Annotated in this window: 10 protein-coding genes and 2 pseudogenes; 8 read left to right on the top strand and 4 right to left on the bottom strand. The window is 40.6% G+C overall.

Annotated elements, in window-relative coordinates; genetic code table 11:
- Positions 1-11: 11 nt before the first annotated feature.
- Positions 12-74, bottom strand: coding sequence for a hypothetical protein (locus LEP1GSC190_RS21070; RefSeq protein ID WP_117340819.1), 63 nt, complete (start codon positions 72-74; stop codon positions 12-14).
- A 1,069-nt stretch (positions 75-1,143) separates the two neighbouring features.
- Here LEP1GSC190_RS21070 and LEP1GSC190_RS10415 point away from each other — a divergent pair.
- From LEP1GSC190_RS10415 to LEP1GSC190_RS20590, 8 genes and pseudogenes are all read left to right on the top strand, one after another.
- Positions 1,144-2,622 carry an adenylate/guanylate cyclase domain-containing protein gene (locus LEP1GSC190_RS10415; RefSeq protein ID WP_036035395.1) on the top strand — a complete coding sequence of 493 codons (1,479 nt, stop codon included), beginning with the start codon at positions 1,144-1,146 and terminating at the stop codon, positions 2,620-2,622.
- 67 nt (positions 2,623-2,689) lie between these two features.
- Complete coding sequence (locus tag LEP1GSC190_RS10410) at positions 2,690-3,214, top strand: ATP-binding protein (RefSeq protein WP_002747759.1); 525 nt, start codon at positions 2,690-2,692, stop codon at positions 3,212-3,214.
- 1 nt (position 3,215) lies between these two features.
- On the top strand, positions 3,216-3,587 hold the full coding sequence (locus tag LEP1GSC190_RS10405) for a hypothetical protein (RefSeq protein ID WP_002747741.1): 372 nt from the start codon (positions 3,216-3,218) through the stop codon (positions 3,585-3,587).
- A gap of 5 nt (positions 3,588-3,592) precedes the next feature.
- A complete protein-coding gene (locus tag LEP1GSC190_RS10400) occupies positions 3,593-4,987 on the top strand; it encodes a class I SAM-dependent methyltransferase (protein ID WP_036048250.1) in 1,395 nt (464 codons plus the stop codon).
- A gap of 16 nt (positions 4,988-5,003) precedes the next feature.
- On the top strand, positions 5,004-6,401 hold the full coding sequence (locus LEP1GSC190_RS10395; protein ID WP_002747983.1) for a PP2C family protein-serine/threonine phosphatase: 1,398 nt from the start codon (positions 5,004-5,006) through the stop codon (positions 6,399-6,401).
- Between the two features lie 387 nt (positions 6,402-6,788).
- Positions 6,789-7,223, top strand: a pseudogene (locus LEP1GSC190_RS21065) (IS66 family transposase); the annotation flags it as partial.
- Between the two features lie 584 nt (positions 7,224-7,807).
- Positions 7,808-8,155: an IS5 family transposase gene (locus LEP1GSC190_RS20595; RefSeq protein ID WP_036048251.1), complete on the top strand. Its 348-nt coding sequence runs from the start codon at positions 7,808-7,810 to the stop codon at positions 8,153-8,155.
- A gap of 47 nt (positions 8,156-8,202) precedes the next feature.
- A complete protein-coding gene (locus LEP1GSC190_RS20590) occupies positions 8,203-8,604 on the top strand; it encodes an IS5 family transposase (protein WP_036036267.1) in 402 nt (133 codons plus the stop codon).
- On the opposite strand, the pseudogene LEP1GSC190_RS10370 reads toward LEP1GSC190_RS20590, so the two are convergent.
- The 3 genes and pseudogenes from LEP1GSC190_RS10370 to perRA all read right to left on the bottom strand — a co-directional run.
- Positions 8,590-9,279, bottom strand: a pseudogene (locus tag LEP1GSC190_RS10370) (transposase); the annotation flags it as partial. The gene LEP1GSC190_RS20590 and the pseudogene LEP1GSC190_RS10370 sit on opposite strands and share 15 nt — an antisense overlap.
- 66 nt (positions 9,280-9,345) lie before the next feature.
- Positions 9,346-10,209, bottom strand: coding sequence for a flagellar hook-basal body protein (locus LEP1GSC190_RS10365; RefSeq protein WP_002747920.1), 864 nt, complete (start codon positions 10,207-10,209; stop codon positions 9,346-9,348).
- 443 nt (positions 10,210-10,652) lie between these two features.
- Positions 10,653-11,108: a peroxide-responsive transcriptional repressor PerRA gene (gene perRA, locus LEP1GSC190_RS10360; protein ID WP_002747713.1), complete on the bottom strand. Its 456-nt coding sequence runs from the start codon at positions 11,106-11,108 to the stop codon at positions 10,653-10,655.
- Positions 11,109-11,298 lie beyond the last annotated feature (190 nt).

Genomic DNA, 11,298 nt, shown 5'->3' with positions numbered 1-11,298 from the left:
GTGCGGGGCTATTATACATTATGACCTGAAAATACATAAAAGTCACCGTCTAACGCCTGTATATCGATTGGCATGTGAGAAACGGCTTGCGGGCCCCGTCACAAAAACCTTTACTCCAAATTAATGTGCTCGTTCGATCATGGTACAACGGGGCAACTGTATCTAACGTGTTGACACTGGTTAATAGATACGAGTTCAGTTTTTAGACGATAAGTCTTTTGTGTTCGCTTGAGATCCCTTGACGGTGAGATCGTCTACTGGAACGACTTTTAATTTCGCTCCTTTTTTTCGCACAGAAAATTTGCCAAGATACGATATTGGCGCGGTATTCAAGCCAAGTGATGATGATCTTCTCGTTATCTTTGTCTATGTTTTGTCTTTCCCAGGTTTTGAGAGAGGGTTGATCGCTTCGTCGCTTCTCGGACGAGTCCGATTTCTTTTGGGAAAAAGCGTTTAAAAATTGAGCGGTTTTTTCTCCTGCCGTTTCGGTAACTATAGCAGCTAATATGTGCGAGCTTCTACGGATGTTCGAATGCCTTGTGTTCGTAAAATGCCGAGATTCGATTGATTCTTTGAATTGCTTTCCGTTTTTTGAATATCAAAAATAACTAGTTGACTAAAGTCAAAAAATCTGTTAGTCCGTACTGACGATTTACCGCAACAATCAATTGAGGCCTTAGAAAGGTCTTTCGCTACCCGAATCGGAATCCGTTTCAGAACGGTTCGACGCGTGAAAATTACGGTGAAAGGGGTACTATGTTCACTTCTCACAAAATTAGTTCGGAAGTAGCCGATCTCAATCAGAAGTTTTTAGATACTTTCTTTCGTAAGGTGGTATCTAAACCCGAACTCGTTCTAATTATAAATTTAGTCAGAGCGGGTCACTGTCAATTCCTATGTGAAAGAGGCCATCCAAACCTTTAGTGTTAAAACGTTGCCAATATACATGGTTCCAGGCGACTGAGATGATTTTAAAAGCACAAATAAACATCTTCAGTTTTTAACGAACGAACACTTAGGTTTTGATTATGCGCAACAAAACAGGATCGAAAACGTTCAAGGGACAATTTCATTTTATCTATCGTCAAAGCCTGAATAAGAATCTTTTTTTTGAATCGATTCTTACCTTTCATTGGTGCTAAGATGTTAGAATTTGCGAATAGAGCGTCACAAGCTTCACGGATTCTTGTGGTTGAGGACGAAAGAATCGTAGCGCGTGATATTCAAGAGATTCTACAGAAATTTGGTTACACTTCGATTGGTCTTGCGACTAACGGAGAAAAGGCAATCCAGATGGCCCGAGAAACTCGCCCGGATCTTGTGTTGATCGACATTGTTCTCGGCACCGGGTTTATCGACGGAGTTGAAACCGTCGTCAAGTTAAAAGAGATACTAGATGTTCCTGTGATCTATGTGACTGCGCACAGCGACGAAGCTACTCTGAAAAGGGCTCGTGTTACGGAACCGTTCGGATATATTCTCAAACCGGTGAATGTTCGAGAACTTGAGATCACAGTTGAGATGTGTCTCTATCGACATAAGATGGAAAAACGTTTTCGTGAAGATGCAAGCTGGTTGACTACCACTTTGAGTTCGATAGGAGACGGAGTAATCGCTACCGATTCGATTTCCAGAGTTAAGTTTTTAAATCCGGTTGCGGAAGCCCTTTTGGGAATGAGTGAGAAAGCGGTTCGAGGTAGGATAGTAGATGATGTAATGCATTTAAGAGACACGAAAGGTGCGATCATTCAAAATTTAGTTTCTTATGCTACGATCAATCAGTCGCCCGCCGTTTTTGAACACGTGATTCTTTCCGGCTCCAATGGGCGGAGTATTCCCGTTATCTGCACGGTAGCTCCGATTCATGATACGAATGGAACTTCTCACGGTTGTGTTTTCACCTTACGAGATATAAGCGAACTGCATGCTAAATCCCAAGAACTCAGCAAACGAATGGAGGACGTGGAACAGGCAAAACGTCTGTTGGAGAAATACTTTCCTGAAAACTTGGTGGATTACCTCATCGATGAAAAACGACAAACGGAACTTGAGGGAAAGAATGTTCAAGCTACGATGTTATTCTGCGATGTTCGAAATTCCACGGGAATTGCCGAAACGTTGAATCCAAATGAATTCGCGGCTTTTTTGAGCGAGTTGTTTACGGGGCTTATGGATATTACTTACGCGAACGGAGGCTCGGTAAATAAATTACTAGGAGACGGACTTTTGATCACTTTTGGCTGTCCTTTCCCGGAAGAAGAGGATACAATCAATTGCGTTCGATTGGCTCTGCAAATCCGAGAGTATCTACGTGCGTTCAATGATAACCGAAATCCAAAAATTATCACTCCCGTGGCAATGGGAATTGGGATTTCGACGGGGAACGTATTTGCAGGAAACATAGGTTCTTCTCGACACATGGAATATACCGTGTTAGGCGATGCGGTCAATACTGCGAGCAGACTGGAAGTTCTTACGAAAACGACGGGTCATGATATACTTTTGGATTCTTTTACTTCCGATTTTATTCGTCATGAAATCAACGTCAAAGCAGTCGGTACGTTTTTGCTACGAGGTAAAAAAGAACCTCAAGAAATATTCTTCCCGGTTGGTATGTTATGAAAGATCACCGCGCTTCGTCCAACGTTGGTGAGAGATGTGTTGGCCCTAACAGGGCGGAGGGGTTCTGATGCAAAATAGCAACGAAGGCAAACTGCTTGAAATGAAACTTCGTCCTATTTGGGCGGAGATTGAAAGGGCAAGAAAAGAGTGTCGTAATTTTTTGGAGGAGTTGGGTTCATCGGACGAAACTAGGGACGCGCTTTGTATGATTGCATCCGAAATTCTTGAAAATGCGATTAAATACGGCCACTTCACAAGTGAAAGCCAAGAGTTTACTTTTAAATTAGAATCCGGTAAGGATGGAATGCTCGTGCAAGCCTGGAGTCCTCTTCCTTCTGCAGGAATTATAGAAAATCTACGTCGTCTTGATTCTATCATTCAATGGATTCGAAGTTTTCAATCTCCGTTTCAAGCTTATTTAGAAAGACTGAAACTTGTAGCAGGACAACCCTTAGAAGACAATGAAAGCGGACTAGGGCTAATTCGTATCGCTTATGAAGGTGAAGCAATTCTTGATTTTTATGTAAACGAAGATGATATTCTCTATGTATCGGCCCTACAACCGAAAATAGATAGAGAGCAGGTGGTTTAACATGAGCTTGAATAATCAGATTTTTTCGGAAGACCAACTTCAACTGGAAGTTGTGGACGGTGACGAGATTCTAATTCGTTGGCTCGGAAAAAGTGTTCAGAGAAACCCGAGTCAGTTCATTATACCAACGTTGTCGGATGTAATGAAACGAGGTACCGATCAACACAAAGCGGTAATCTGGGACTTTAGACAACTTGAATATATGAATTCTTCTACGATTACTCCTGTGATTAAAACTTTGGAAATGATTAAGAAAGGAAACGGCAAGGTCAAACTCATTTACAACAAGACTAAGAAATGGCAGGACTTAAGTTTTTCCGCTCTACGGATCTTTGAGACTAAAGACGGAAGAATTCAGGTCATGGGACAGTAGTTTATATGATTGTTGAACATACAATCGTGGGCCTACTCCAGACGAATGGGAGCATTACGAATGTAGAAGTGTGTGGGCATTCGCGCTATTCTTTTCAAATTCGGCTTCCAAAGGCGCCGCCATACATCGTTCCATTTAACGCCGACGGATTTATCATCGAGCTGGATGGAAAAAGAATCGAACTCGGTAGATGTAGAATGCTTCCCGTTAAAAATGCGGCCACTTCCACCGCTCTTCCTCAGTATTTGGTATTGCTTCTCGATGATACAGTAGACGTGGCCGATCTGATCGGCAAAAAGAGATTCACCGTATACGACACCGGACTTTTTAATTTACAATTAATACTCAATCAAAAAGAAAAAGTGAATCAACGTTTTAAAGAATACAGCGCCAACCTTACGTTCGAATTGAACGTATATAAACAATTCTTCGACGACTTGGATCGGAAATTTTTAAAAGAACCGGGGCCGGTTCAGGAACATTTGCATCAGATGATTCTAGATCGGGAAGGTCAGACGTTTATGGAATTTTTCGAATCCAAAGTGCAAGAACTCCAGGAACAAACAAAAAATTTCTCAAAGGACGAAAACGAAGCGCACGGATTTTTTTTCAGAAAACAAGTCTGGGATTTTATTCTTCATTCCGCTTTTATGCTGAGGACGAATTTAAAACCTCGCGGATACGCGGGAGACTATGAAATGATGAAGATGATTTATGAAAATGAAGTCATGGGTAAGTCTCTTTTTGCAAGGTTATTGCACAGTTATCCTCTACAAATCCCAGCAGCGAATGCGGTACGCAATCGGCGCAGGATGATCGCGGATCAAATTCAAGAGGCCGTAGAAAATCACGGTAATTCTGATTTTCGCGCTATGTCCGTCGCTTGTGGTCCCGCCGATGAAATTGGAGAAGCTTTCAGCGATATGGTCGGGTTGAAAAAAATTCATTTTACATTACTCGATCAGGATATGGAAGCACTTCGAGTTGCTATGAACACGGTGAATCAACTCGAACTTGAGAAAGGTCTTTCGATCCACGTTAAATATATCAACGATTCTGTACGTTCTATGCTCCGTATCAGAGATCTTCCGGGGGCTTGGGGAAGATTCGACTTTATCTATTCGATGGGACTTTTCGATTACTTAACTCCTCCGGTTGCAAGAGCGGTACTTGCGAGACTTTTCGAGATGCTCAGGCCCGGCGGTAGGCTGATTGTAGGAAACTTTCACGTCAATAATCCTGATAAAGCGTTTATGGAGTATTGGCTGGACTGGGTTCTGTATCATAGAACGGAAGAAGAAATGTTAGAATTGGCTTCCACTCTTCCGGGAGATAGTCGCGTCTTTTTCGAAAAAACTGGATGCCAGATGTTTCTGGAAATGCGGGCGCCTAACGGTTAAAAAACGGTTTAAAAGTATGCAGTTCACACTCAAAGACAAAATAGTTATGAATCCGAAGGTAAATGATGATTTTGAAATATACCTTCAGGGAATCGTCCGCGAATGGATGCAGGTACTCACGATGCTTTGTATGATCCTCATTCCATTTTTTTTACTTTTGGATTATTATACACAACCTCCGCATTTGCATCTTCGATTCGCAATTTACAGAGGAGCAACGACGGTTCTCGTTATCATAGAGTATCTTCTAATTCGTTTTACTCATCCTAATCGTTCTTATCCTTTGCATGGATATATTATTTCCTCCATGATCAGTCTGATGATCGTTTTAATGACCGTGGATCTAGGAGGGTTCAATTCAAGTTACTATGCCGGTTTGATGCTCGTGCTTATGGCGGTGAACATTCTTCTTTCCTGGCGTCCGATCCATTCCGTGGTCAATGGATTTCTTGTGTTGTCCATCTATCTCGGATTTAATATAGTAGAGGGTCAACCCTTCGATCCGAGAATCATTGTGAACAATCTCTTTTTTCTTGGATCTACGATTATCATCACCGCCGCGATCTCTTGGGTGAGATTCAAACTTGTTCGATCCGAATATTTCTTAAGAGCCGAACTTGTGGGGGCCAATCAAAACCTGGACAACTCTCGCGCGGAAGTGCTGCGAGCCAGAGACGCTCTCTGGGGTGAGATGCAGTTAGCCAAAATGATACAAACGGCTCTTCTTCCACGTAAGTCGAACATAGGACATTACGAGGTAGCGGCTCTTATGGTTCCCACGGATTCGGTGGGGGGAGATTATTACGACATTATCGATGCATCTAACGGAGAAAAGTGGGTGGGAATCGGAGACGTTTCCGGTCACGGAGTAGAATCCGGATTGATCATGATGATGGCTCAAACTGCGATACAAGCAATCGTTCAACAAAAGACAATGCTTAACCCTTCCGAAGTATTGAATGAGGCTAATCGAGTCATTAAAGAGAATATCGCACGCTTGGGGACGGATCGTTATATGACGATGATGCTTTTTCGACTGGAAGACAATTATTTACTCGTGTCCGGAAAACACATGGATCTGATGATCTATCGCGCCCAAGAAAAAAAAGTGGAAGTGATTCCTACGACCGGTTCTTGGCTTGGAATCGTCGACGATTTAGGAGAAGTTCTGGAAGACCATAGAGTTCCTATGTCCGTTGGAGATATCGTACTTTTATACACGGACGGAATCACGGAAGCCCGCAATCAATCCGATGAACTATTTGGAGAAGAAAGGCTGATCAAATTGCTTGAGTCCAACGCAAAACTTCCGCTTAGACAACTCGGAACTGAAATTTTTTCAAAGGTGACCGATTTTGAAAAGGTTCAGAGCGACGATATGACTCTACTGCTTTTGAAAAATAAGGGAGCGTGAGTTCTTTGTATTCGACAAACGGAATTTTGTATGTAGACTTGTCAAAATTTATTCCCGGAGGATTTCCGTTTGAGTTTTACAATCCATTTTTTGTTTATCATTTTTTTAATAACCTTAATCTTTGGAAACTGCATTTTACTGATCCCTATAAAAAAAAGTACCTAAACGGCAGCTTGTTTCCAATAACTATCGAAACTGACGATCCGATTTCAATATTCTTAAAGAAAATTTTGTTCTTTGAATCAATTGGCTAAGATTCTCCGGACAAAAATTAGCCATATAGTTTTTCTGTAAGCGCTCAATTACCCGCATCTTACGCAAATATAGATGACGTGTTAAACTTCCGTATATGAAAAAAACGAATATCGACTGTCAGAAAGAGATTGATTACAAATCGACGAGACGGTTCTCCAAGTGTTAAACGAAGAAGGAAAACCTAATACACCAAAATCGTATATGTGGTTGATTCGAGGTTTTATTCGAGAGAAACCCGTTGTTCTTTATCTCTATGAAACGAGTCGAAGCGCCAAGTTTTTAGAGGAATAGATTTCCGGTTTTTCATACTTCGTATGAGAGCTTTCGATTACGCTCCGCTATCTTCAGCTGAAACGCTCTCTATGGGTCGCGTTTCATGGAAAAAGTTGATTTTGTTTTTGGATTACCCTGAGGTGCAGTTGGATACGAATCTTGTCGAGAACGATATTCGTCCTTTTGTTGTCGGTAGAAAGAACTGGCTCTTCTCCGGTTGTCCGCAAGGCGCGACTACGAGTTTCGTTGATTCAGTATGCGAAGCTCGCAGGTATTGATCCTTCGAGTTATATAGACAACAGCTTAATAATATCTAAGTGATAACCTTTGATGAATTATTCGAAAAAATGAAAGTTCTAATATCACTTTTAGAAAAAGATAACTGACTTTTTGCGCGGGTTGGCTTCGATTCAGAGCACATACAACTGAGGTGTTTTAAAATTAGATATTCAACAAAAAAGCTTTTCCACTTTCAAAAACTTCCCGAAAATGGAAGTTGAACAAATTTCGGAAGGTTATTGGATTATAGAATAGAGTTTTAATTTACAGAATATTAAGTCGTTAGGAGTTCTAAAAAATTAATATAACAGAAATGAAATGGACCAAGAAGATACCATAGTCTATTACGATCAAATTAAAAAAACTGTTTCTAAGCTAGACCAACGAAATTTAGTCAAATTCATAATAAAAAACATTCGAGAAACGGAAAGGATTTTAGATATTCCGAAGCGACAATTTGATTTATGAAATCTTTTGTTTCTGCTTAAAATGGCCGTTCGATATAGTTCATCTTTTCCGCACATGATCATTAAGGATGAGCACTTAGAGCCGGTCTCAAAACTGGTTGTACTTTTGAATCGTAATTATTTACTTGTGAAATGGACAAATATTATTCAGAGATCCCCGATGCACTTTGGGAAAAAATAGAACCATTAATCCCAAAAGTTAGGGCAAATCTCCAAGGAGGTCGCAATCGATTACCTACAAGAGTGGTAATGGCGGGGATCATCTATCGAATGAAAACAGGCTGTCAGTGGCGGGCAATTCCGAGTAACTTCGGATCTGGTCAAACTTGTCACAGAAGATTCCAAGAATGGGAGCGAGCGGGAGTATTCAAAAAGGTTTATAAATCTATTTTAAAATATTATGATGTGAAGAATAAGATAGCATGGGACTGGGCCTTGATGGATTCCGCAATTGTTAAAGCTCCCAAAGGGGGAGTTTAACCGGCAAAAACCCTACAGACCGCGCCAAATTAGGGGTTAAACGGCATATCCTTACGGATGGAAATGGAATTCCATTGGCCATAACATTGAGTGGAGCCAATGTTCATGACAAGCATAACGTAAAAGAGACTTTAAATTCAATCCTGATTTTTTCCGGTAGAAGAAAAAAGAAACCAAAACATCTCTGTCTTGATAAAGGATATGACTTTAAAGATACGGAAAAATTAATTAGAAGAAGAAATATCCGGCCTCACATTCGAAGAAGAGGCGAGAAACCATTGATCGGTAAATATAAAGGAAAGCCTCGAAGATGGGTCGTTGAAAGAACTAACAGTTGGCACAATCGATTCAGGGCTATCCTTATCCGGTGGGAAAGAAAATCTGAAAATTATATGGCTTCTCTTTACCTCGCGAGCACTATTATTGTTTTCAATTTCTTTAATAGATAGTTTTGAGACCGGATCTAAGGTTCCAACCTGTCTTCCACCCAATTTGTCGGAGAGGTAGATTGAGGCGGTTGCTCCACCATGTCGGTATCTCTTTCGTCCCTGATTGGCTCTTTCGCTTGCAGAATACAATACTGCAGTGTCTGCACAGACATAGGGCTTGTTCTCCATCTTCTTCATTACGTCCGCTTCCTCATCTGCTGGTAAGGAGAAATTCTTGAACTCACGATTTAACGCATCAAAGGTAAGTTGTTTGTATTTGGGTAATTGATCGGAAGCAAAACATTGAAACCTTTTCTTCAGGAGTGCCGCAGCTTTGTAGGAGATTCTCAGTCGTTTGCTGATCTCTGTTGAGGTTACTACTTTCGGGTGTTGGATCAAGCTCTCGTAAAGGACGTAACCAAACATCCACATCGGAAGTTTGAAGTGGTGCAAGGGTGTGTAACTCAACCTCGAAGTCAGGTAACGGCAGTCGTCACAACGGATCAGTTCAGGACGAGTTGAGATTTCCTTCGTCAGTAGTTTGTCTTCGCAGTTAGGGCAGTATTTTGGGTAGAAGTCGTTCAGGATCTTCTTTGTTATATTCGTAAAGAAAGGAAGATTAAGCGCTGGATTGTTGCGTTTGTCTTGGGTGGAAATTTTTGCGGTACTAAAACTAAGATCCACAGGGATCTTCATTTTCGTTTTCTCAATCTGCTGAGTGATCGAAAAGAGTCGCGGTTCGGGATTCGACTGGAGGGATAATTATCTTAATACTTCGTTGATCAATTTTCCCAACAAGCTATCTTGAGTTTGAACGGTCTTCTGATTGGCTTCGTAAGAACGGTTGACTTCGATCATCTCGACCATTTCTGTAACAACACTCACGTTAGACGCTTCTAAATATCCCTGTAAAATTGAAGGTTCATCTTTGAGTTCGAAAGGTACAGGCTCGCCGGATTCGGGGGTATCGGCGTAAAACGAATCGCCTTCCTTGTCGAGATGCCGGGGATTTTCAACGGTCCTAATTTTAAGCCTATCTAAAAGAACAGGAGTTTCAAAACGGTTCTTATCAATGGAAGTTCCGTTAACGGGATCATTTCCGATTTCTCCGTTGATCCAGACTTCTCCGTTTTCTTTGATTAAAAAATTCCCTCTTGCTACGCGGATCGGACCGTTTTCTCCCATCAGAGGAAAACCTTGAGGAGTAACGAGATAGCCGTTCGTGTCCATTACGAAGGCTCCGCTTCTGGAAAGTTTTTCTCCTCGATTTGTCATAACGCTGAAAAAAGCGGGATGTTCGTTTCCGGGTTTGTCTTGGAGCATGATATCAAACGGGTTTTCTGTTTTTTTCACTGCGCCTTGTTCAAAACGTGTGTAGACTTCGTTGACTTCACCACCTAATCCGAGTTTACCGACTACGGGTGCAGTATCAAAGGAACCCATCGGCACTTTGCCGACTCCGTCTTCGTCGAACCGATGGAGCAGGAGTTCGGGGAATGTCTTAAAAACGGTCGTGTCTTTTTTAAATGCGGTTTTATCCACGTTTGCAAGATTGTTTGAAATCACATCCATCCGAGTCTGTTGGATGATCATCCCGTTTGCACCCGTATACATTCCTCTGAGCATATTTCTTCTCCTGATCCTTATTCTAGGATCGGCGGTTTTTAAAAATCCGATAACAATTTTGAGGACATAAATTGGAAAAGAATAAGGAATAGTCTATATTTTCTGTATTGATTTGGAGAAATAAAAAAATCTGATTCTAGATGAAATTTAATTTCTCGTATAAAAAATTGAGGGATATTATTTATGGATCGCCATTTGACAAAAACGTGCGCACTTGTAACAACAACGAATTGAAATCTCTTTGGCAATTGGGTATCAGGTTTAGAAGAAAATCGAACATTACCGGTACCAATAAGAAGCCATTATGGGAAAGCGTTTAAGATCGAATTTGAAATCTCCGAATTGCCGTTTGGATAAAATTGCGTTTTACAAAGAAACTCGTAAAAGCGTTTAAGTCATCGATTCATTTCTCAGGATAAATTTAGAACGTTGGAAAAGAAGGATCAATTTCGAGTATTCTTGTTTTTCTTTAACTTTCCTTTTAATGTAATCAATAAATTACAGTTTTCTAAAGAACTGCCCGTTTTTGCCTCGAAGTCTTTCCTAAGTTCCGAAAGAATTCTTTCCTGAAGTTTGGGATCCAGATTTACGTCGAAAATTTCCCCGGTTTCTTCATCAATCGCGTGGTGATGATGATTTACATTTGAATCATACAAAGTAATTCCAGATTTGAGTTCCAAAAGCTTCACGATTCCTTTTTCTGCAAATAATTTCAAATTATTGAATATGGTTGCGCGAGAAGCGTTTGGAATATGTTCGTTTATCAATTGAAACACTTGGTCGGCGGTCAGATGTTGTGGTTTTGAGAGCAGTAGGTTGGCCATCTGTAATCTTTGAACCGTGACATTGATTCTGGCGTCTTCCAGAATCTTTTTGCTTCTTTCGTAAGAATCATTCATGTGACAATTCTCCAGGGGAGATAATTTTTGTCTATAATTTAGACTTATTCTAAAAAAAGACTTGAGCTAATTTTATCTTATTTTAGAATTAATATAATTTTAAAATAAGTTTAAAAATGTATGATTTTGATTTAATTATAAATTAAAATTGAAAAATTATGGATTTATTTTTCAATTTAATGGAGGTTTT

The sequence above is a fragment of the Leptospira mayottensis 200901116 genome (assembly GCF_000306675.2).
GTDB classification, from domain to species: Bacteria; Spirochaetota; Leptospiria; order Leptospirales; family Leptospiraceae; genus Leptospira; species Leptospira mayottensis.
This window is presented reverse-complemented; position numbering and strand designations above follow the sequence as displayed.

What these genes read in the sequence shown, in the direction of transcription:
- LEP1GSC190_RS10415 (WP_036035395.1), top strand. Translation starts at nt 1,144, where the DNA reads ATGTTAGAATTTGCGAATAGAGCGTCACAAGCTTCACGGATTCTTGTG.
- LEP1GSC190_RS10410 (WP_002747759.1), top strand. Translation starts at nt 2,690, where the DNA reads ATGCAAAATAGCAACGAAGGCAAACTGCTTGAAATGAAACTTCGTCCT.
- LEP1GSC190_RS10405 (WP_002747741.1), top strand. Translation starts at nt 3,216, where the DNA reads ATGAGCTTGAATAATCAGATTTTTTCGGAAGACCAACTTCAACTGGAA.
- LEP1GSC190_RS10400 (WP_036048250.1), top strand. Translation starts at nt 3,593, where the DNA reads ATGATTGTTGAACATACAATCGTGGGCCTACTCCAGACGAATGGGAGC.
- LEP1GSC190_RS10395 (WP_002747983.1), top strand. Translation starts at nt 5,004, where the DNA reads ATGCAGTTCACACTCAAAGACAAAATAGTTATGAATCCGAAGGTAAAT.
- LEP1GSC190_RS20595 (WP_036048251.1), top strand. Translation starts at nt 7,808, where the DNA reads ATGGACAAATATTATTCAGAGATCCCCGATGCACTTTGGGAAAAAATA.
- LEP1GSC190_RS10365 (WP_002747920.1), bottom strand. Translation starts at nt 10,209, where the DNA reads ATGCTCAGAGGAATGTATACGGGTGCAAACGGGATGATCATCCAACAG.
- perRA (WP_002747713.1), bottom strand. Translation starts at nt 11,108, where the DNA reads ATGAATGATTCTTACGAAAGAAGCAAAAAGATTCTGGAAGACGCCAGA.